Annotated in this window: 22 protein-coding genes and 3 other annotated features; of the genes, 20 read left to right on the top strand and 2 right to left on the bottom strand. The window is 41.2% G+C overall.

Going from position 1 to position 22,340, the window contains the following annotated elements; translation table 11 throughout:
- Positions 1–15: 15 nt before the first annotated feature.
- From AC4HCY_RS17785 to AC4HCY_RS17720, 14 genes are all read left to right on the top strand, one after another.
- A complete protein-coding gene (locus tag AC4HCY_RS17785; RefSeq protein WP_491094778.1) occupies positions 16–777 on the top strand; it encodes a class I SAM-dependent methyltransferase in 762 nt (253 codons plus the stop codon).
- Positions 778–840: 63 nt separating this feature from the next.
- Positions 841–1,389: a hydrolase gene (locus AC4HCY_RS17780; protein WP_491094777.1), complete on the top strand. Its 549-nt coding sequence runs from the start codon at positions 841–843 to the stop codon at positions 1,387–1,389.
- 11 nt (positions 1,390–1,400) lie between these two features.
- Positions 1,401–1,718: an MGMT family protein gene (locus AC4HCY_RS17775; RefSeq protein WP_491094776.1), complete on the top strand. Its 318-nt coding sequence runs from the start codon at positions 1,401–1,403 to the stop codon at positions 1,716–1,718.
- A gap of 79 nt (positions 1,719–1,797) precedes the next feature.
- Positions 1,798–2,730: a DMT family transporter gene (locus AC4HCY_RS17770; protein ID WP_491094775.1), complete on the top strand. Its 933-nt coding sequence runs from the start codon at positions 1,798–1,800 to the stop codon at positions 2,728–2,730.
- Positions 2,731–2,749: 19 nt separating this feature from the next.
- Complete coding sequence (locus tag AC4HCY_RS17765; protein ID WP_323431506.1) at positions 2,750–4,060, top strand: patatin-like phospholipase family protein; 1,311 nt, start codon at positions 2,750–2,752, stop codon at positions 4,058–4,060.
- Between the two features lie 103 nt (positions 4,061–4,163).
- Positions 4,164–5,822, top strand: a complete 1,659-nt coding sequence (locus AC4HCY_RS17760; RefSeq protein WP_323431505.1) for a Na/Pi cotransporter family protein — start codon at positions 4,164–4,166, stop codon at positions 5,820–5,822.
- Positions 5,823–5,853: 31 nt separating this feature from the next.
- Positions 5,854–6,600, top strand: a complete 747-nt coding sequence (locus tag AC4HCY_RS17755; RefSeq protein ID WP_323431504.1) for a YwaF family protein — start codon at positions 5,854–5,856, stop codon at positions 6,598–6,600.
- A 115-nt stretch (positions 6,601–6,715) separates the two neighbouring features.
- Positions 6,716–6,910 (top strand) — a binding site (T-box leader).
- A 198-nt stretch (positions 6,911–7,108) separates the two neighbouring features.
- Entirely contained in the window at positions 7,109–8,371 is a 1,263-nt protein-coding gene (gene leuC / locus AC4HCY_RS17750) for a 3-isopropylmalate dehydratase large subunit (protein ID WP_491094774.1), read from the top strand.
- On the top strand, positions 8,368–8,868 hold the full coding sequence (gene leuD, locus AC4HCY_RS17745; protein ID WP_323431502.1) for a 3-isopropylmalate dehydratase small subunit: 501 nt from the start codon (positions 8,368–8,370) through the stop codon (positions 8,866–8,868). Before leuC ends, leuD begins: the two co-directional genes overlap by 4 nt.
- Positions 8,861–9,934, top strand: coding sequence for a 3-isopropylmalate dehydrogenase (gene leuB / locus AC4HCY_RS17740; RefSeq protein WP_491094773.1), 1,074 nt, complete (start codon positions 8,861–8,863; stop codon positions 9,932–9,934). The genes leuD and leuB overlap by 8 nt, the downstream gene beginning before the upstream one ends.
- Before the next feature lie 55 nt (positions 9,935–9,989).
- Positions 9,990–10,185: a binding site (T-box leader), on the top strand.
- 51 nt (positions 10,186–10,236) lie between these two features.
- On the top strand, positions 10,237–11,784 hold the full coding sequence (locus tag AC4HCY_RS17735; protein WP_323431500.1) for a 2-isopropylmalate synthase: 1,548 nt from the start codon (positions 10,237–10,239) through the stop codon (positions 11,782–11,784).
- 27 nt (positions 11,785–11,811) lie between these two features.
- Positions 11,812–12,044, top strand: a binding site (T-box leader).
- A 55-nt stretch (positions 12,045–12,099) separates the two neighbouring features.
- The gene (gene trpS, locus AC4HCY_RS17730) at positions 12,100–13,098 is read left to right on the top strand and encodes a tryptophan--tRNA ligase (RefSeq protein ID WP_491094772.1); all 999 of its coding nucleotides are present in this window, start codon (positions 12,100–12,102) and stop codon (positions 13,096–13,098) included.
- 447 nt (positions 13,099–13,545) lie between these two features.
- Entirely contained in the window at positions 13,546–15,504 is a 1,959-nt protein-coding gene (locus AC4HCY_RS17725; protein ID WP_323431498.1) for an endonuclease MutS2, read from the top strand.
- A 151-nt stretch (positions 15,505–15,655) separates the two neighbouring features.
- Positions 15,656–17,428 carry an S-layer homology domain-containing protein gene (locus AC4HCY_RS17720; protein WP_491094771.1) on the top strand — a complete coding sequence of 591 codons (1,773 nt, stop codon included), beginning with the start codon at positions 15,656–15,658 and terminating at the stop codon, positions 17,426–17,428.
- 32 nt (positions 17,429–17,460) lie between these two features.
- Here the strand turns inward: AC4HCY_RS17720 and AC4HCY_RS17715 are convergent, their stop codons facing one another.
- Positions 17,461–17,706, bottom strand: a complete 246-nt coding sequence (locus AC4HCY_RS17715) for a hypothetical protein (protein ID WP_323431496.1) — start codon at positions 17,704–17,706, stop codon at positions 17,461–17,463.
- A gap of 175 nt (positions 17,707–17,881) precedes the next feature.
- Here AC4HCY_RS17715 and AC4HCY_RS17710 point away from each other — a divergent pair, with 175 nt between their 5' ends.
- Genes AC4HCY_RS17710 through AC4HCY_RS17695 form a run of 4 tightly spaced genes read left to right on the top strand, consistent with a single transcriptional unit; the run spans position 17,882 to position 20,753 of the window.
- Positions 17,882–18,547 (top strand): histidine phosphatase family protein, encoded by a 666-nt coding sequence (locus AC4HCY_RS17710; protein WP_323431495.1) that lies wholly within the window; start codon positions 17,882–17,884, stop codon positions 18,545–18,547.
- A gap of 48 nt (positions 18,548–18,595) precedes the next feature.
- Positions 18,596–19,501 (top strand): EamA family transporter, encoded by a 906-nt coding sequence (locus AC4HCY_RS17705; RefSeq protein WP_491094770.1) that lies wholly within the window; start codon positions 18,596–18,598, stop codon positions 19,499–19,501.
- A gap of 12 nt (positions 19,502–19,513) precedes the next feature.
- On the top strand, positions 19,514–20,314 hold the full coding sequence (locus AC4HCY_RS17700) for a hypothetical protein (RefSeq protein WP_323431493.1): 801 nt from the start codon (positions 19,514–19,516) through the stop codon (positions 20,312–20,314).
- 22 nt (positions 20,315–20,336) lie between these two features.
- Positions 20,337–20,753: a VOC family protein gene (locus AC4HCY_RS17695; protein WP_491094769.1), complete on the top strand. Its 417-nt coding sequence runs from the start codon at positions 20,337–20,339 to the stop codon at positions 20,751–20,753.
- A gap of 24 nt (positions 20,754–20,777) precedes the next feature.
- On the opposite strand, the gene AC4HCY_RS17690 is transcribed toward AC4HCY_RS17695, so the two are convergent.
- Complete coding sequence (locus AC4HCY_RS17690; protein ID WP_323431491.1) at positions 20,778–21,242, bottom strand: superoxide dismutase family protein; 465 nt, start codon at positions 21,240–21,242, stop codon at positions 20,778–20,780.
- A 103-nt stretch (positions 21,243–21,345) separates the two neighbouring features.
- Here AC4HCY_RS17690 and AC4HCY_RS17685 point away from each other — a divergent pair, with 103 nt between their 5' ends.
- The gene (locus tag AC4HCY_RS17685) at positions 21,346–21,675 is read left to right on the top strand and encodes a DUF6054 family protein (RefSeq protein WP_323431490.1); all 330 of its coding nucleotides are present in this window, start codon (positions 21,346–21,348) and stop codon (positions 21,673–21,675) included.
- A gap of 112 nt (positions 21,676–21,787) precedes the next feature.
- Positions 21,788–22,303 (top strand): GNAT family N-acetyltransferase, encoded by a 516-nt coding sequence (locus AC4HCY_RS17680; RefSeq protein WP_323431489.1) that lies wholly within the window; start codon positions 21,788–21,790, stop codon positions 22,301–22,303.
- Positions 22,304–22,340: the final 37 nt, after the last annotated feature.

Raw genomic sequence — 22,340 nt, 5'->3', positions numbered from 1 at the left:
AAAGGAGGATTTGAAATGTCAGAAGCTCTTTATAAAAATCCGGATATATATGACATAGCCTATACAGAAAAAGTGGATGAAATAGTTATGGAGCATTATAAGAATGTGTTTGCAGGTAAGGATATAGAGACGATCCATGACTGCAGCTTTGGAACAGGAAGCCTCTCAATTGTTTTGGCCAGAATGGGCTATAAGCTTTCCGGCTCCGATATAAGCGAGAGCATGCTTAAAAAGGCAGGAGAGAAGATAAAAGAAGAAGGATTGACCATCAAGCTGGTTCAGAGTGATTTCAGGGAATTAACGGCCAATATAAACGATACTTATGATTGTGTGATGAGCACAGGAAATTCACTGGCGCATGTGAATAATGCCGATGTCATAAAGACCATATACGAGATGAGCAAGCTGGTCAATGAAAACGGGTATATCTATATAGACTCAAGAAATTGGGATAAAATAAGGGATACAAAGCAAAGATTCTATTATTATCCGCCGTTTTTTAGAGACGGCGAACGCATTAATTTAGTTCAGGTATGGGATCACAATATTGATGGCACTATAACATTTAATTTCTTATACTCCTTTGAAAAAGACAACAAAATTTTGAGGCATGAGGAGTTTGCGGAGACTTACCATCCCCTTAGTATAGAATTGATAGTAGAATCTTTAAACAAGCTGGGCTTTGGTAATTTTGAGATACACAACTTCGGCAATGCCAAAATACACAAACTTGAGGATATGCAATGGTATTCAATCATTGCACGGAAGCTGTCATAGGCATATGATAGTTTTCTTAGCTTCCTTTGAGATTAGCATTATTATATTGTGAGGAGTGTAAAAGTGGATAAATATTATTTGAATAGGGAAGAAGCCGTTTTGGTCATCATTGACATTCAAGAAAGGCTGGTCCCGGCAATGGATCGGGGGGAGAGGGCCATAAGGAATACCAACGTACTGATTTCTATGGCTAAAGATATGGATATACCGATCATCGCAACTGAGCAGTATCCGAAGGGGTTGGGCAGCACCGTGCCTCAGATCGAGGAAAATCTGGAGGGGGCCAGGAAATTTGAAAAGAACACCTTCTCAGGCTGCACAGAAGGGGTAATGGCTGATTTGCATGAATCAGGAAGAAAAAAAGTGATAATAACGGGCATGGAAACCCATGTGTGCGTGTTTCAAACAGTTAGAGAACTGCTCAAACAAGACTATCAGGTATTTGTAGCTGCTGATGCGGTATGTTCCAGGACCGAAGAGAATTATAACAACGGATTGTCTCTTATGAGAGAAATGGGAGCGGTGGTAAGCAATACAGAGACCATATTGTTTGATCTGCTGAAGGAATCAGGAACGCCTCAATTTAAAGCCTTATCCAAACTGATAAAATAGGGTGGCATAATATGAATGGCTTTTTTTCAAGGGTTTATGAAATAGTTGCTCAGATCCCCAAGGGAAAAGTGGCTACATACGGCCAGATAGCTTTATTACTGGGTGAGCCGAGAAGTGCAAGAATAGTAGGCTGGGCCATGAGGGTTGCACCGGAACATCTCAAACTGCCTTGCCACAGGGTAGTGAACAAGCTGGGTGAGATGTCGCCCGACTATGTATTCGGCTCCTCAAAAATTCAAAAGGCGATGTTGATTTCAGAAGGAATCACCTTTAAAGCCAATGGATGTATAGATATGAAGAAGCATTTGTGGAATTTATTAAAGTTGTGATGCTGCTTATTAAATGTGGTATAATTTAGTGTGTAGGCCTGGTATTTTTAATCCGATATAATGGGATGGGGGAATTGAGATGAATAAGGAAGAAGTCAAGTCCAGCGTGCTGTTGCTGCTGACAGCGGCTATTTGGGGATTTGCTTTTGTTGCCCAGAGGGTAGGCACAATGCATGTGGGGGCTTTTACATTTACGGGACTGAGATTTGCATTGGGAAGCCTGTCCATCTTGCCCATGCTGCTTATTTCAGCGAAGAAGACGGATGAGGAAAATGAAAGGGCAGAAGACAGGAAAGATGTCATTCGTGCCGGTATAATGGCAGGATGTGCTCTTTTTATAGGTGCATCGTTTCAGCAAATAGGCTTGATTTATACAACAGCAGGCAAAGCCGGTTTCATAACAGGCCTTTATATTGTTTTTGTACCTGTATTCGGCATTTTCCTTAAGCAAAAGACTCACGCAAGTACCTGGCTCGGTGTCTTTGTTGCAATCATAGGCTTGTATTTTTTAAGCGTTAATGAGGGCTTTTATATCGAATTAGGAGATTTGCTAGAAATAATAGGAGCGGTTTTCTGGGCTATCCATATACTTATCATAGACCATTTTGCAAAGAAGGTTTCTGTTGTGAAATTATCCCTTGGGCAATTCATCACCTGTTCTGCTCTGAGCTTGACTGCCGCATTCATTTTTGAGAAAATCAGCCTGGAGGCATTGTCTCAGATCATAATACCCCTTCTTTATGGCGGTATCTTGTCGGCTGGGGTTGCCTATACTATTCAAGCCATAGCCCAAAAACATGCAAGACCTTCCCATGCGGCCGTGGCATTGAGCATGGAAGCAGTATTTGCAAGCATAGGCGGATTATTGATGCTCAATGAAAGGATGGCGTTGAGAGGCTATACAGGTTGTGCTCTTATGTTGACCGGGATGCTTTTATCCCAATATGAGAGCCTTGCCAAAGGCAAGAATGAAGCCCCAATAGAAATTGTGAATCAAGAAAAATCCAGTTAATAGCAGGTGATTTAGATTTATGAGGGGATACGGTTTAGTTTTAGGAGGCGGGGGAGCAAAGGGTTCCTACGAAATAGGGGTATGGAAAGCCCTTCGTGAGCTTGAGATACCTCTCATCGGTGTGGCCGGAACTTCTGTAGGCGCTTTGAACGGGGCTATGGTAGTGCAAGGGGATTACGACAAAGCCTTTGACTTGTGGACCACTATCTCCGTAGAAACTGTCATAAGCATGAACAAGGCTATATCGGAGCTTGACAGGGGGAAAAAGGCAGAGGAAATAAAAAAACTCATAGTAGCTGCTGTCAATTCAGGAGGATTGGATGTAACTCCTTTAAAAAAGCTGCTGGCGTCAACTATAGATGAAGATAAAATCAGAGAATCAGGCATGGACTTTGGTGTTGTGACTTTTTCGCTGACGGATCTGAAGCCCGTGAGCATATTTATAGAGGAAATACCTGAAGGGCGGCTGGTGGACTATTTGCTCGCCAGTGCTTCTTTCCCAGCCTTTAAGCCTATGGAGATAGACGGAAAGAAATATATTGACGGGGCTCTTTATGACAACATACCTGTATCTCTTATGCTGCAAAAGAAGATATACAATGTAATATCCGTTGATATATCAGGAATAGGAATTGTTAGAAAGATCAAGGATAAAAATTTGAAGCTCATTGAGATAAAAAATTCAGAGAATCTTGGCCCTGTACTGGAATTCAGCATAGAAAGCGCAAAAAGAAATATAGAAATAGGCTATTATGACGCTATGAAGGCGTTTGGCAGATATAAGGGGAAATACTATTATCTCACCGATACAAGCAGCAATATGGAACTGGATGAAAACGACATCAAGCTGGTTTACCAATGCTTAGGAATAGATTGGACTAAACGATTCAGCCCCCAAAATAGATTCATTATATATAAACTCATAAGAAATCTAAAGAATTATTGCAGAGATAAAAAGTTTAGAAATACTGACGGTGTAATTTCTGCAGCGGCTGAGATTACCGCAGAAGCTCTGGAGATTGAGAGGCTCAAGCCTTATTCATTGCAGAGCCTTATAGATGCTATCATAGACAAGTATAATTGCGAAAAGAAGGATATATCTTATGAAAACTTTTCAAAGCTTCTGGATGATGAAAGCTGGATTGCCGATAAGGGGAGTCTTAATGAAAAACTGAAAAAAGCAGCTTTTCAAAGCAAACATGCAGCTTTATATAAGGCCGATATAAATGACATATCCGATAAAGCGATACTATATCGCCGCCTTTTGGCTATTGCATTTCCTAAAATTTGTATTGCAAATATTTGTATTGCTTTATTGATGAATAAATAAAAATTTATCTGACCATTGAGGAGGACTTACGATGGAAGATGAAGAATACTTTTTATTCTGCTGTCAGCGAAGGCAGTAAAAAAATTTCACTTTGGGGGCACGTATGAAAGATTTAATTTTTGGGCTTATCGGCGGAACTGCTTTGCTCATGTATGGCGTTGATACTATGGGTGAAGGTTTAGAAAAAGCATCCGGAGAAATGATGAAAAAGATGCTGTCTATACTGACAGGAAGAGTATGGAGTGCTTTCCTTGTAGGTGCTTTTTTAACAGCGCTGGTACAAAGCAGTACCGCCATTACAGTTCTTACAGTGGGATTTGTTAACGCGGGTCTTATGAAGCTGCCTCAGGCTATCGGCATAATCTATGGGGCCAATATCGGCACTACGATTACCGCTCAATTGATGGCTTTCAGTTTCAGCTTCAAACTCACAGAAATTGCTCTGCCCGTTTTGGGAATCGGATTCGGGATAAGCTATTTCGCAAAAAATAAAACCGCAAAGAATATAGGAAATGCCCTTATGGGATTTGGCATGATGTTCCTTGGATTAAAAATACTTAATCAGGGAGTGCCTTTCATGAAGGAAAGTGAAACTCTCAGGTACTTTTTTGAAAAGTACGCTTCTATTCCCATCATAGGCATATTGCTGGGCATGGTTGCAACTGCCCTTGTGCATAGCAGCGCCGCTACAGTCGGGCTGGTAATGGTTTTAGGACAAGCAGGACTTATTGACCTTCAAGCGGCGATTTGCATAATGCTGGGGGATAATATAGGAACCTGTGTGACTGCTCAGCTCGCAAGCCTTTCCGGAAATATACATGCAAGAAGGACCGCCTGGGCTCATACTCTATATAATATCATTGGTGTCATAGTCGTAGCATTGATCTTGCCATACTTTGTACGTATAGTTGAAGCTACGACTATCTATTTGCAGCCCAACGGTGATATAGGCTCCCAAATAGCCAATTCACATACCTTTTTTAATCTATTCAGTGCATTGGTATTTCTGCCTATTACAAAGTATTATGTCAAATTTCTTGAGACTGTCATTAAAGGAAAGGGTGTGGATCATGAGAACAGGTCCATATATCTGGATAAATTGCTTTTAGACACACCTGCCGCTGCAATAAAAGCATCTGTTTCTGAACTCATAAGAGGCGCTGAAATCGCCAAGATCATGCTGAATAATGCGGCAGAAGCCTTATTTGAAAACGATGAGAAAAAGCTTGAACTTGTTCACAAGGATGAAGAAGTCGTCAATCAGCTCCAGAAGGATGTAACCGTTTATATGGTAGAATTATCGAAACGCCTTCTTTCCGATACAGAGTCTATCACCGTAACTGCCATGATCAATAGCATAAACAATATAGAAAGAATGGGAGACCATACAGAAGATATTGCAAGACTGATTAAAAGCAAGATTGACAAGAATCTAATTTTCTCCGATGAGGCAACGGATGAATTAAAGCATCTGCTTGAATTGGTCACCTGGATGTATGATAATACTATAATTCTATTGAAGGATAAAAATCCTGAGCTGGCTAAATCCACAGCAGAGCTGGAGGATAAGGTGGATGAATTGTGCAAGGATTTGGCAAACCATCATATAGCAAGGTTGGAAGCCGGCAAGTGCAATGTAGAATCGGGGGTAGTTTTCCTGGATATAATAAACCACTTTGAAAGGATAGCAGACCATATTTATAAGGTTTCCCTTTTGTCAAAGGATGAGCTTCAGGGCGTTTTCAGGGCGGGCGCGAAATAGTCATTTCAAAGTTCTCAAGGAGATGTTTTGCATGGGGAAATGGTTTAATGGTGAGCCCTTCAGGCTCTTTTCAAGGGTACATATATCAGCCCTTTTGATAATATTCGTTTTAAACCTGATGATTTACTTTTTTTCTGATAGACTGAGAGAGGTGAAGACAGATAAGCTCTGCAGGAATGCCATAGCTTTGGCCCTCATAGCCACAGAGCTTTCCTTTCAAATTTGGTGTGCCGCTATAGGTGTGTGGACGGCTGAATACAACCTGCCTTTTCATCTTTGCTCCGCCGCCACAATAATCTGTGCGATCATGCTATTCATGAAGAGCTATAGAATATATCAGATAGCATATTTCTGGGGCCTGGGAGGAGCTTTGCAGGCGCTTCTGACCCCTGACTTGAGCGGATATAACTATCCGCATTATGTCTTTTTTAAATACTTCATACTGCATGGACTCATAATAGTCTCAGTTCTTTACATGGCCTTTGTGCATTCATATAGGCTTGATTTCAGATCTGTTTTAAATGCTTTTGCCGTCACGAATCTATTCGCTGTAATTGTGATACCTGTAGATATCCTGACGGGGGGCAATTACCTTTTTTTGTGCAGAAAGCCGGAGGCTATGACCTTGCTCGATTATTTAGGCCCCTGGCCGTGGTATATAATCCCTATGGAAGCAGTGGTATTTGCGATGTTCCTTATATTGTACCTGCCTTACGCCATAAGCGATTTTGTGCAAAAGCACAGGGATATAAATTCAGGCATAAGCCCGGGCGCATAGAAACATTTATAAATAATTAAATAATTTATAAATATGTATTGACAAAATACTAATGAGATAGTAACATGTAGAGAATTAATCTTTCTCTAGAGAATGTAATTGAATATATATACACATAAAAGCTAGGATAGGGAAAAGTAGACATGAAAAGCATTTATCAGAGAGTGGGATAAGGTGGGAACCCATAAAGGCCTAATGTCGAAACTCGCCCTGGAGCTGCAGGCTGAACTGGAGTAAGCTGAGCCGGCATTAGCCGTTATTGAAATGAGTAAAAATTGGGTGGAACCGCGACAGATTTCTCGCCCCAGGCAGAGGTCTGTTTTTTTTATACCCAAATTTAGAACGCATTGACTGTTAAGTAAAAATTATTACTAGCTGCAATCATCCAACCATGCCAATACCCAATTATATCTCAAAAGTGAAAGGCATGATTATGATGGAGGATAAGCTGAACAATAGATGGTGCAGCAAGTTAAATATTAACGGTAAAGGAGAGTAGGGAAATAATATGGGAATGACGATGACACAAAAGATTTTGGCGGATCACGCAGGCCTTGAATCTGTAAAGGCAGGCGATTTGATAAAGGTAAAGCTTGATTTGGTTTTAGGAAATGACATTACTGCTCCGGTGGCTATAAAAGAGTTTAAGAACATAGGAGTCTCCAAAGTATTTGATAAGAAAAAAATTGCTATAGTGCCCGACCATTTTACCCCTAATAAGGATATAAAGTCTGCAGAGCAGGTCAAATTTATTAGAGAGTTTTCAAGGGAAATGGGAATAGAGAATTTCTTTGAAATCGGGCAGATGGGCATAGAGCATGCCCTTATCCCTGAAAAAGGCCTGGTTGCAGCGGGAGATGTAGTTATAGGGGCTGATTCCCACACCTGTACCTATGGTGCACTTGGAGCTTTTTCAACAGGCATAGGGAGTACGGATATGGCAGCGGGGATGGCAACGGGAGAGGCTTGGTTTAAGGTTCCGGATGCAATAAAATTTGTGCTTGCAGGGAAACCGTCCAAGTGGGTGAGCGGAAAGGACATTATACTTCACATCATAGGCATGATAGGAGTGGATGGTGCCTTGTACCAGTCCATGGAGTTCACGGGAGATGGTCTGAAGCATTTATCCATAGATGACAGATTTACCATTGCCAATATGGCCATAGAGGCAGGGGGTAAAAATGGGATATTTGAGGTCGATGAGAAGACCATAGATTATATGAAAGAGCATTCAAGCAAAAAATACCGTATATTTAAAGCTGATGAGGATGCGGAATACAGCAGGGTTATCCAAATAGATCTCTCAACATTAAAACCTGTGGTGGCTTTTCCTCATTTGCCGGATAACACAAGAACCATAGATAAAGTAGGCCATGTAGCTATTGATCAGGTAGTTATCGGCTCTTGCACCAATGGCAGGATAGAAGATATGAGAATAGCGGCAGAGGTGCTTAAAGGGAAGAAGGTAAATGAAAGGGTCAGGCTCATTGTTTTCCCTGCTACTCAAAAGATATACCTTCAGGCGTTGAGGGAAGGATTGCTGGAGATATTCGTAGAAGCGGGGGGCGCAGTTAGCACGCCAACCTGCGGACCATGCCTGGGAGGCCATATGGGTATACTGGCAAAGGGAGAAAGAGCATTGTCCACGACAAACAGGAACTTTGTAGGCAGGATGGGACATCCGGAGAGTGAGGTCTATCTTGCAAGCCCTGCAGTTGCAGCAGCATCTGCAATAACAGGCAGAATATCATCACCGGAGGAGGTAGTATGATGATGACTGGAAGAGCATTCAAGTATGGAGATAATATTGACACAGATGTTATTATACCTGCAAGATATTTGAACAGCAGTGATGCCCAAGAGCTTGCAGAGCATTGCATGGAAGATCTGGACAAGAATTTCGTAAATGAGGCAAAGCAGGGAGATTTCATTGTAGCCGGTAAAAACTTCGGCTGCGGCTCATCAAGGGAGCATGCTCCAATAGCAATCAAGGCCTCAGGTGTGAGCCTGGTCATTGCAGAAACCTTCGCAAGGATATTTTACAGGAATGCCATAAATATCGGGCTGCCAATAATGGAGTGCCCTGATGCAGCAAAGGAGATAGAAGCAGGAGATGAGATCTCTGTGGACATAAAAACCGGGGCCATAAAAAACATCACTAAGAGTAAAGAGCATAAAGCAGCTCCTTTTCCTGAATTTATGCAGGATATAATCAATGCGGGCGGGCTTATAAACTATATTAAGAAGGAGCAAGTAGGCGATGAATAAGAAGATTGCATTGATACCCGGTGATGGAGTAGGCCCTGAGATAGTGAAGCAAGGCATAAAAGTCTTGGATGCTGTTTCCGCTAAATATAATTGTACATTTGAGTATAAAGAATTGGTTATGGGCGGCATTGCAATAGACAAAACAGGACATCCTCTTCCAGAGAAAACTATCAAGGCATGCAAAGAAAGCGATGCTGTATTGTTAGGGGCTGTAGGAGGGTGGAAATGGGATAATCTGCCGGGACATCTAAGGCCTGAGGCAGGACTCTTGGGCATCAGGAAAGCATTGGGGGTATATGCAAATCTAAGACCTGCCATCCTTTTTCCCCAGCTAAAATCTGCCTCATTTCTGAGAGAAGACGTTTTAGAAGGCGGAATAGATGTAATGATAATAAGAGAGCTTATTGGAGGCATATATTTCGGTGAAAAAAAGAGAGTGGATATTGAAGGCGGTGAAAAAGCCTGGGATGTGATGGCTTATTCGACCCATGAGATAGAGAGGATAACCAGAAGAGCCTACGAAATAGCCAGAAAGAGAAGCAAAAAGCTTACAATGGTGGATAAAGCCAATGTTCTTGAGAGCTCCAGGCTATGGAGAGAGGTTGTAATGGGGATTTCGGGCGAATACCCGGATGTGGAGACAAACTGTATGTATGTCGATAATGCGGCCATGCAGCTTATCCGAAACCCTAAGCAATTTGATGTAATTGTTACGGAGAATATGTTCGGAGATATACTGAGCGACGAAGCTTCAATGCTGACAGGCTCTCTCGGAATGCTTCCGTCAGCAAGCATGGGAGAAGGCAAAATAGGCCTGTACGAGCCTATTCATGGCTCTGCTCCTGACATAGCAGGGCAGGATAAAGCTAATCCCATAGCAGCTATAATGAGCATCGCAATGATGCTGCGTTACAGTCTTGATATGGAAGCTGCAGCTTCAGATATCGAAAGGGCCGTATCAAAGGTTTTGGATAAAGGATACAGGACAGCAGATATAATGCAGGAAGGGATGGATCTGGTCGGAACGGAAAGAATGGGAGACTCAATAGCTGAGAATATATGTTAATTACTCTTATATATAAATAATACGACAAAAGAGGAGACGGACAATAAACTTAATATTTAATACTATGAAGAGAAATAGTAGACCTCTTAATATTTCAAAGAGAGTGAGGGTATGGTGAAACCTCATAAATATAAGATGTCGAACTCGTCTTGGAGTTGCAGGCTGAACTTCAGTAAGCTGTGCCGGTTATAAACCGTTAATGAACTGAGGATAAATTTGGGTGGTACCGCGGCAGACCTTTCGCCCCATTGGGTGAGGTCTGCTTTTTTATATACTGAATAAACTTTAAGGAGGCAAACATAATGTCAAAAAGAATTTATATATTTGACACTACTTTGAGAGATGGAGAGCAAACTCCCGGGGTAAGCTTGAATATACAGGAGAAGCTGGAAATTGCAAGACAGTTGGAAAGGCTGGGAGTGGATTGTATAGAGGCTGGATTCCCAATAGCCAGCAATGGAGATTTTGAAGCTGTAAAAGCTATAGCTCAAAGCATACGCAGACCTGTTATTACGGCTCTGGCCAGGGCATCAAAGAAAGATATGGATAGAGCATGGGAAGCAATCAAATTTGCAGAAAAGCCAAGAATACACACATTTTTGGCCACTTCTGATATTCATATGGAATTTAAATTGAAAATGGCTCCCCGGGAGGTCAAGAAAAGAGCCATTGAGGCAGTAGCCTATGCGAAATCTTTGAGTCCCAATGTGGAGGTTGAGTTTTCGCCTGAAGATGGAACCAGGACAAGGCCGGAATTTTTATATGAGGTTTTGGAAGGAGTAATAGCTGCAGGCGCGGATGTGGTAAATATACCTGATACAGTTGGCTACTCAACTCCCGGTGAGTATGGAGCCTTTATCGCAGGTATAAAAAGAAATATTCCCAATATTGATAAGGCAGTTATAAGCCTTCACTGTCATAACGACCTGGGCCTTGCTGTTGCAAACTCTCTGGCAGGCATTGAAAATGGTGCACTTCAGATCGAATGTGCTATAAATGGCCTTGGAGAAAGAGCAGGAAATGCATCCTTGGAGGAGATTGTCATGGCATTGAAGACAAGAAAAAACTATTATGATTTTGAAACGAACATCATCACCGAGCAGATAGCCCGAACAAGCGGCCTTGTGAGCAGGACTACAGGTATCCATATTCAGCCTAATAAGGCTATAGTAGGTGCTAATGCCTTTGCTCATGAATCAGGAATACATCAGCATGGAGTCCTAAACAACAGATTGACCTATGAAATAATGACGCCTGAGTCAGTGGGACTCAAGAAAAATCTTATGGTGCTGGGCAAGCACTCAGGAAGACATGCCTTTGAGGAGAGGTTGAATGAGCTTGGATACAGCGATTTATCCCAAGAAGAAATAAATAAAGCCTTTGTTAAATTTAAAGATCTTGCAGACAAGAAAAAAACCGTATCCGACGGAGATATTGAAGCCATTATCACGGAGGACATCCATCAAATACCTGAAGCCTACAGCCTGGAATATATGCATATATCCTGCGGCAACAAGGTGGTCAGTACAGCGACGGTAAGGGTTAAAAAGCCCGACGATAATGTTGCGGAAGAAGCTGCATGCGGAACAGGGCCGGTTGATGCTGTATTTAGAGCGATAGAAAAGGCGGCAGATATAGATGTGAATCTTAGGGATTACTTTCTGAAAGCAATAGGAAGCGGCGAAGATGCTCTGGGAGAAGTAACGGTAAAGATAGAAAAGGGCAGCAAGATTTATGTCGGCAACGGTATAAGCACTGACATAATAGAGTCAAGTGCAAAAGCTTTCATCAACGCAATAAATAAGATGAGCTATGATAGCTGCTGTTTTGCCGTTGACAAAATTTCGTAATAGTCATATAATATATAAAAATAATATTAAAATCCGTTGAAGGGAAGCAAGTAAGCTTGAAAACAGGTTCAAAGAGAGCTGCCGATGGTGGGAGTGCAGCAATTATGCTTGAGCTGAATGGGTCCTTGAGGATTTTGGTGAAATCAAAGTAGCCAATAACGTGAGCTTCCCGTTAAAGAAGCAGGATATGAAGTATCTGTTATGAGGAGAGGCTTTAAGCTTCTTGGATTAGGTGGCACCGCGCATTATACGCCCTATAGGTTTTCTATAGGGTTTTTAATTTTTTTGAGCACAATAATTATGGAGGTGTAAAAAATGGATGGGAATAAGAAGGTTATATTCAGCGGGATTCAGCCTTCCGGTGATTTGACCATAGGTAACTATTTGGGGGCTTTAAAGAATTGGGCGGCCCTGCAGGATCAATATGATTCATACTATTGTGTCGTTGATTTGCACGCTCTGACCGTAAGGCAGGACCCGGCAGAATTGAGAGCCAGGACTTTAAAAAACATTGCGATATACGTGGCTTCAGGTCTCGATCCCAAGAAGAATACATTGTTTATCCAATCCCATGTGCCTGCGCATAGCGAGGCCTCATGGCTGTTGAGCTGCTTCTGCTATATGGGGGAGCTGAGCAGGATGACCCAATTTAAGGATAAGTCTCAGAAAGTCGGTGAAAGCGTCAGCTCGGCGTTATTCACCTATCCTGTGCTGATGGCGGCGGATATACTCTTATATAATACTGATTTGGTGCCGGTAGGCAGCGACCAGAAGCAGCATATTGAATTGGCAAGAGATCTGGCTATCAGATTTAATAATTTGTATAGCCCTACCTTTACAATACCGGAGCCATATATTGGGGATACAGGCGCCAGAATAATGGATCTTCAGGAGCCGGATAAAAAGATGTCCAAATCCGCCGATAACCCCAATGCCTATGTACTTATAATGGACCCGCCGGATGTCATCAGAAGGAAAATAAGCAGGGCAGTCACAGATGATTTGGGTGTGGTTAAATATAACGAATCTCAGCCGGGTATATCAAACCTTATCAGTATTTTAAGTACTATTGCAGGCAAGAAGCCTGAAGATATCGAGAAAGAGTATGACGGCATAGGATACGCCAAATTTAAATCCGATGTGGCGGAGGCACTGGTAGAAGAGCTTCAGCCCCTTCAAAACACAGTAAAGCAGCTTTTGGATGATAAGCCATATATGGAGAGCATTTATAAAAGCGGAGCAGAAAAAGCAAGCTACGTTGCAAATAAGACCTTGAGAAAGATGCAAAAAAAGCTTGGGCTGATACCCAGATAAGCTTTGTATGAAAAAATGTTTGACTTGAGGGCTTGTCATATAATATAATGACATCGTCATAAGTATTCTAAAGGAGTTTGTTTTATGATAGAGGTTGTTCTTAACTAAGCAATTTAATAAGGGACGAAGAGTAGCATTTCACCTACACAAATAGGTGGTTTTCTTGTTGCCTTCGGATACTATTAGTTAAGAACATCGGCTTCAGTAAAAAATTAAGTATAGTGCATGAATTTCTGCCGTGCTCTTATTGCACGGCATTTTAATATTCAAATTTTATTGGTTTTGCAGATTCACCGATTCGGGGAAGCATTTGCATTAATCAGATAGATCTATACGGAGCTGCAGGTAAACAGATGTTTGCTTGCAGTTTTTTTGATTTGGAAGCGGTAGGCGCAGTGTCCGGAGAGCAAAATATTTAGAAATAGAAGAAAGATGGAGGAATAAAAATTGAAAGAGACTGCGATAAAACTGCTGGAATATGACAAGATTAAAGAAAAACTGGCTGAATATGCTGTTTCAGATCAGGCAAAAGGGGTCATAAAAGAATTAAAGCCGTCAACAGATATAAATATAATAGAAGGATGGCTACATGAAACAACAGAGGGCTGCATGATCATGGACAGATGCTCCAGTGTGCCTTTATACAGCTTGACAGGCATTGATAAGGTGGTAAGCAAGCTTGGCAAAGGCGGGATACTATATCCTGAGGAGCTGTCGGCTATATTGGAGCTGCTGGAGAGCGTCAGGCGCATCAGAAAGTTTATGATCCCAATGCAGGATATAGCTCCAGGCGTGTCATCCTATGCCCTTTCTATGCATGAGCTCAAAGATTTGGCTGAAGAGATCTCAAATTCCATTGAATATGATATGGTAAGCGACAAGGCAAGTCCCGAGCTGAACAAGATAAGAAAGAAGATAGCTATTACTGACGATCGGATCAGGCAAAAGCTGAACAGCCTGCTAAATTCGTCAGCATATGCCGCCTATATACAGGAAGCCTTTGTGAGCATGAGAAATGGAAGATATGTGATACCTGTGAAGAAGGAATACCGCAAGAATATAGAAGGAAGCGTGCTGGACACTTCCGCCAGCGGCTCTACTTTGTTTATTGAGCCGGCCTCAGTAAAAAAGCTCCATGAGGAATTGAACATGCTAAAGCTGGAGGAAGAAAACGAAGTTTATAAAATATTATCTTTTTTAACCGGCATAGTTGAATCCTATAAGCGTGAATTGTCTATAAATATAGAGGCTATGATACATTATGACTTTGTATTTGCAAAGGCTAAGTTCAGTAAATCCCTGGATTGCAGAGAGGTCAAGCTCAATACCAAAAATCATATCAGCATTCATAGCGGAAGGCATCCGCTGATAGGCAAGGATGCTGTGCCCATTGATTTCCTTATAGGTGATGATTACAGAGCTTTGGTGATCACAGGGCCGAATACCGGAGGCAAAACAGTAGCCCTAAAGACCGTCGGGTTGATGACCATGATGGTGCAGTCCGGCTTGCATGTATCCGTTGGAAGCGGAAGCGAGTTCGCTGTGTTTGAGGATATACTGGTGGATATCGGAGATGGCCAGAGCATAGAGCAGTCCTTGAGCACATTCTCATCACATATAAAAAATATTTCCGCTATCTTGGAATGTGCCGACTCCGGAGCTCTGGTAATAATTGATGAGCTGGGCTCTGGGACAGATCCCAGCGAAGGTGTGGGCTTGGCTGCTGCAATACTTGAAGAGATATATGACATAGGAGCAACGATAATTGCAACTACACATTATAGTGAAATAAAGTCCTTTGCTGCAGCAAAGGATGGCTTTGAGAATGGCTGCATGGAATTTGACATAGAAACCTTAAGCCCCATGTACAAATTGAATATCGGCAAAGCGGGAGAAAGCAATGCTCTGCTGATAGCTTTACGGCTCGGGATAAGCAGAAATATCGTTGAAAGGGCTCATGAAATAACATATAAGGAGAAAAAGGATTACAGCAATATTTATAAAGAGCCGGATGCGAAGAACGCCAATGCTAAAAGCTTTATAAAGCCACGCATTCAGCAGGCTGCAAAATGCACTGAATCGATCTGCGGCAAAAAAGAAGATCAGGAACAAAAAGCAAAGAAGACTTTCCAAATAGGTGATTGTGTCTATATCAGCAGCATGGGCAGGACCGGGATAGTTTGCGAATCCGAAAACAGCAAAGGCGAACTGGGTGTAATGGTCATGAAAAAGAAGCTGAAAGTCAATAAAAAGCGTCTTTCGCTCTATATTCAAGGAGATGAGCTGTACCCCAAAGATTACGACTTCGATATAGTATTTGAAACTAAGGAGAACAGGAAGAAGAGGCATATTTTAAGCAGAAAGCATGTTGAAGGCCTTGAAATAACAGTTCCGAATAAAGAATAATAAAGCCTTCAATGTCAAACCTATGGAATATTTATGTCCATGTGTGAGAAGTTGACTTTATTAGCTATTATTTTTACTATATTTCTCTTTGTTTATATAATATAATGATTTCGAAATTACATTATGTAAACTAAAAATCGGGAGGAGAAATATGATAAATAATCAAAAAGGGAAGAAACTATTAAGTGTATTCCTTTCTGTTGTGCTAGCATTATCAAGCTTTGGCATCGTTTTTGCAGAATCCTCTGAGATCAGAGGACACTGGGCTGAAAAGCAGCTTGGCGATTGGATCGACAGAGGTTTGATGACGGGATATTTGGATGGCTCATACAAGCCCAATAACAATATCACAAGATCTGAGTTTGTTGCTTTGGTCAACAGAATATATCAGTTTGATGAAAAAACTGAGCCGGGTTTCACCGATGTTTCTGCCGAAGCAAACCAATGGGTCTATGATGAAGTTTCCAAAGCAAAGAAAGCAGGCTACATCAATGGCTTTATAGACGGAAGCTTTAAGCCTAATGACAGCATCACAAGACAAGAAGTGGCGGCTATAATTTCCAGGATCGAGAAGCTCGAACCAAATCCGGATTCTGAAATTTTGAAAAACTATGTTGATGCAAATGATATACCGGAATGGAGCAAAGCTGATATAGGTGCTGTTGTAGTCAAAGGATATATGAGAGGCACACCGGAAAATCAATTTAAGGCTTTAGCCCAGATAGCAAGAGCGGAAGTTGTAACAGCATTGGATAGAGTAGCTACAAAGGATCTCACTGCAGCAGATGCAAAACCATTGTTTGATGCGATTAGAAAACAGCAGGAAATCAAGACCATGGAAAGCAAGGGGAGCTTGTACCTTGCCCTGAAGGCTGACGGTCTTTCAGAAGAGGAACAGGCAGTATTTGATGAAATAGCTGATGTTGTGAACAGCACAAAAATAGATGCTGCTTCCAAAGCCGTTATGAATGATGACGGTACAAAAGTGACAGCGGAGACAAGCCTTTCTGCTAAAGCAAAAGGTTTCGATGTAAATACTACAATATGGGTGGACATGGATATGTCCGGCCACACACAGAAGCTTACAGAAGTGGTCAAGGTCCCTGAAATACTTGCCGGTTTTATGCCTGAAGAGCTCCAGGGAAAAGAATATCTTGTAATAGATGATCAAGGGGCAAATCAGTCAAATGCGGGCAATCCGAAGGAGCTCATGGAGGCAAGCAAAAAACTTCAGGACAGCATGATGAAGATAATAGAAAAGTATATGGATGAAGCCAATACTGATTTCGGCATTGTTAAGGACAGGGGCATCAAGGTCATCAATACTTCTGAAGGAAAAGACTATGCGAGGATCTATCAAATCAGATTGGATGATGCAACACTAAAGGCAGTTATAAAGAACTCTGTAAATGATTTGGCTCAGGATAAAGATTTTATAAAATTGGTCAAAGAATATATGCTGATGATGGCAGAGTTTGAGACAAATCCGGAAGTAAAGGCTGAGTTGGAGAAAGCGGCAGCAGAGCTTGAAAACAATACAGATGCTTTCATAGCCAGCTTCAACAAGGCAATGGATATTCTTGACGATGTGAAATTGATAGGGCAAAGAGGTATAGCAATAGACTATACTGTAAATAGCCAGGGCTATATTATAAATGAAAAAGGCAATGCTGATTTTGTGGTAGATACAACCAAGCTTGGCAAAGCAATCGCTGAAATAGCCGGTGAAACTGCAGCGGAAGAGCCGACAACTGCCGGTGTATATTCAATAGGAATTGATTTTGATACTGATATATTCAATATAAATGGGGACATAAAGGTAGAAATGCCCACAATCACAAAAGAAAATTCAATGACGGTTGAAGAACTGGCAGCAGCCTTGGCTGCACAAGCAGAAGCAAATCAGGATGATACAATAGAATAATAAAGAAAAGCCGGGGATTTTCCTCGGCTTTTTTATCTCAATTTGCTTTTTAAGCTTTGCAATTGCTGTTCCATATCGTTGATTTGCTGTTTTATGTCGTCTTGTTTTTCTTTGCTCGCTATTTGAGCAGCTTTGGTTAAAAACAATGAACCGAGAGCTGTGAAAAGATTTCCCAAAACATTATTATCATCTTCGCTTGCATTGTCGGCAATGGCGAGAGTTATCAATACGGCTATTATAATAAAAGAATTTGAATTAATGCAGGAAGAACTCAACATAACCCAGCCCCCTATCTCAATAACATAATATGGACTCGTGCACAAATTGTTACATGTACATACTTCTGACCTTTAGAAAGCATTTTACCGGCATAATCTGAATTGGATAGTGAAATATTGTTAAGGTATGTTATTATATTATTGATGAATATTAGGAGCAGGAGGAAGAAAATCAGTGAGGTTATATTTGACGAGACATGGACAAACTGTATGGAATATAGAAAGAAGGCTTCAAGGCTGGAATGATTCGGAGCTCAGCGAAAAAGGCATATCAAATGCAAGAGCCCTGAGAGAGAGGTTGACGGATATCGATTTTTATGAGGTCTATTCAAGCCCCGTAGGAAGGACTATGAAAACTGCAGAAATTGTAAGCGGTCTGGAAGCTGATAAAATAATACAGGATGAGAATCTGAGGGAGATTCATTTGGGTTCCTGGGAGGGAAGGCTGACGGATGAGATAGAGCTGGAATATCCGGAAGAATATTCAGCCTTCAGATGCAGCCCCCATCTATATAAAAGATCGGATGCGGAATCCTATTATGATGTGCAAAAAAGGGCTTTGATTTCGGTAAACAATGTGATTAAAAAGCATGGGAATACGGATAGGAACATTTTGTTTGTGACTCATACGGTTACGCTGAAAACAATAATGGCTTATTTTGAGGACAGAGAGTTTGCTAGATTATGGGATCCGCCTTTCATATATGACACAAGCCTAAGCATGGTGGAAATAAAAAATGGTACCGGCACAATAGTAATGCATGGAGACATCTCGCATTTTTCCGACTTAAAGGGTTATGAGTTTGTCAAAGATAATCATGTTATTAAGAAGGATGAATAGACGTATCGGGCACCTGAGCAAGAATATTGTTAATAAGGGGGAAATACCTTGGAGAAGAAAAATTACGGATTACTGGCCTATATATTGGTATGCATAATCTGGGGCTCTACCTATCTGGCGATCAGAGTCGGCGTCCAGAGCTTTCCTCCTTTTCTCTTCGGAGGCATCAGATTTATAACAGCCGGCACCGCAATTTTATTATTCGGCTATTTTAGAAAACTGGAATTTCCAAAAGAAAAAATTGACTATCTTAAGATTTCCGTGGTGGGCATCTTCCTTCTGGCAATGAGCAATAGCCTTGTTCTGACTGCAGAGATGAGGGTCAACTCAAGCACCGCAGCATTGCTCATAGCCACCATACCGATATTTATGTCATTGATAGAGCTGTTTATCCCCGGAGGCAGCCGCATAAACCTGTCCGGATGGATTGGGATGCTCATAGGCTTTGCCGGAGTGGGCATATTATCTCTAAGCGGCAGCGGCGAGCTTGATACCGATATGATAGGCATTATATTGCTGATACTGGCAGGCTTTGCATGGGCTGCCGGCTCTGTATATTCTAAGAGGACAGCATTCAAAGGCTCCATCGTTGTCCAGATAGGTGTTCAGATGCTATCCGGCGGATTGCTGCAGACCCTCATGGGAATAGCTACGGGGGAAGCGGCGAGACTAAACCCTGAGCCTTCAGGGATTTGGGCCTTGTTATATCTGATAATGATGGGCTCTTTGGTGGGCTATACCTCGTATATTTATCTCATAAATGTGTGGCCTATCTCAAAGGCAGGCACTTATGCCTATATAAATCCAATAGTTGCAATGTTTCTGGGCTGGCTGCTCCTTGGAGAACCGGTGACCGCCAGAATGATCGTTTCCGCTGTTTTCATACTGGCAGGAGTATTGGTAGTTCAGAAGTCCAGGGTGGTAGAGAAGGCAGAGGAGAAAATAGAAGCTTAGGAGGGTTTTGCAATGCCTATAGATATATATGATAGGAATCAAGAGCATATAGGGATCATAAGAGAGCGATATATTGACACAGATAATGTTTATATGGTAGCTATCACCGATTTAAATTCAGCTGACATTGCCATTGATGAAGAAAAGCTGAAAAAATATATGGCAGGTATAGTAAAAGTTAAAAGCATATTCGGTAAAATCGATGAAGACAGATTAAAGGAAGAAATTGAAGAGCTCCGCATTTCTGAGAAGTATGAACAGCTATCCTATGACGATTTCATAAAATACCTGTTCTTAAAAAATTATTCAGGTAAAAGCATAGAGAATTATTTGGAGATCAATGGGTTTCGCGAAGAACTGATCAAAGGATACATACTTTTAGATATCAAGAAGATTGAAATAAAGAATGGGAAGCTTTGCATTGATGATGAGATGGATTATATATTAAATGAAACAATAGATTATGACCTGATACCCAAAAATAACTCTCCATATCTCATTGATCAGAGAAAAGACGAAATAACAGATAAAATTAAGCCTATTTTTGCAAAGATTACAGGCTATCCAATTCTTCAAACGGATATAATGGGCTTCGGAGAAGGCTTTATATTAGGGGGAGACCTTGCAGATTTGGGCGGAAGAAATCATAGCCATGAAACCATCCTGAGAATAAAATCCGGCAGTTATGAGGATAACATTGTGTTGCCGATAATTGTTTTTGCTAAGGCAGGTATGCCGATTCAATTATATATTGATGAAAAGAAGATAGAGAAGGTCTTCTGTGATGGAGTGATATATAAGCTTTGGCAGTAAAAAGATTTGAGGAGGTGTGCATATGGCTGTAGACAATAGTAAAGCGATGATGCTTATAATCTATGTAGAAAATCAGGAGAAGGCCAGGGAGTTCTATAAAAAAGTTCTAGCTATGGAGCCTCTTATGGATGTCCCCGGGATGACTGAATTTGAATTGGGTGAAAATGTCCTTCTGGGCATCATGCCTGATGAAGGAATTGCAAGGATATTGGAAGGCAAGGTGAAAAACCTGGGCAAGTCCGCGGCTGTGCCAAAATGTGAACTATATCTTCCCGTGGATGATCCGGATGAATATTACCATAGGCTGATTGAAGCAGGCGGAACGGGAGTTGTTGAGGGAAAAGCAAGGCCATGGGGCGACTATACTGCCTATGGTATGGACCTGGACGGCAATCTGCTTGCCTTCTCAAAAAATATGAATAGACAAGGCGGCATATGATTGCCGCCTTGTCTGCTAAAGATCTTAGCGCATCAGTCTTATTACACCGCAAGCTAATTTTTTGCCTGAATTGCCAGCAGGCTGAGTTCGATAATCATCCGGATTTTCATGGATGACTATAGATTTGTCTACTATATCCCGGACCATGAATCTATCGGTAAAAAAGCACATCAAGGCTCTGCCGTTGTTAGAGAATAGCACGGGGAAATCTCCCGCGTGATTGCCATGGGGCTGATTGTCCGGGTTCCAGTGCTCTCCGGTGGATGGGAAAGGATTTTCTGCAGTGCCCGGGCTGCAGTCACCAGTTTGATGAATATGGAAACCGTGAGGGCCTATAGGGGACTGGTTATTCACAGCAGGCTTGTATCTTGGAAGACCGCGTACAGAAACGCATACTTGAACGCCGCCTGCAACGTCTGTAAAATATATGGAGCCGGATAAGGATGGCGCTAAAGGCCCTCCTCTTATAATGGCGGATGCAGTTGCCATAAATTTGATTCACCCTTTCTTTTTAATGCTGCATATAATCATAATATGCAGAATAGAGCCATATGTGTAAGTAAAGCAAAAATGAACTGGAGGAGATTTAGTAATGGCTGAAATTAATTTCAAAATAAGCATAACCCCTAAGGCAGCATGTGATATGCTGCAGGAATTAGACAGTGCAGAGCTTATATATGATGAGCTGAAACGCCCTGCGCCGGGAAAGGAAATTGCTATTTTAGTCTTCGAAAAATACTATTTCAGATCTGAAAACAGAGCGGCAATGACCGTTATAATAGATAATTTCGAAGGCGTCACATATGTAAAGGCAATAGCTGCCGGAAGCTCCCAGGGCTTCATATTTAACTTTGACTGGGGTGCTGCGGATAATTTTGTGGAAAGCGTAAGGAAAGTTTTCAAAGAATATATTTTAGAATAAATTTTGAATATGTAAAATCCTATTATATAATTCACTTGTAATTCATTGAACAATGGTAGGGAATTATGAACCAGCTAATATTTAGATTTAAGCAATGAAAGGCGGATAAGAAATGATAGAGAACTTAACTATTAGAAATGCAGAAACTAGTGATGCTGAAAAAATTTTGCTGTTAGTTAAGCAAGTTATGAATGAATCACCATTTTTTCCAAGGACATCTGATGAATTTAATCTAACTATTGCTCAAGAAGAGGATTACATAAAAAATACTGCACTTTTTTTAGTTGCAGAAAGTAACGGAAAAATAATAGGCTCTACTACTTTAGACAGAAGCAGCTTAAGTAAGTTAAATCATACTGTAAGTTTTGGCATAACGATTTTAAAAGCATATTCTGGACAAGGTGTAGGCAGCTTATTGATGAAAAAGATTATTGAATGGGCAGAAGCAAATAAAGTTGAAAAAATTGATCTAGAAGTTTTTGAAGATAACACGCCTGCAATTTCACTCTATAAAAAATTTGGCTTCGTTGAAGAAGGTAGAAAAAGAAAAGCTATAAAGACAAATAATGGTTACACGGATATTATTTTAATGGCTAGATTTTCAAGTGATCTGTATAGTGTAAAATGATTTGTGCTTTTATGAGAAAAAATTTTGAATATTTCAC

This window comes from Lutispora sp. QWL-02 (assembly GCF_058315355.1).
The sequence above is the reverse complement of the archived record's forward strand: the minus strand, read 5'-3'. Positions and strand labels throughout refer to the sequence as shown.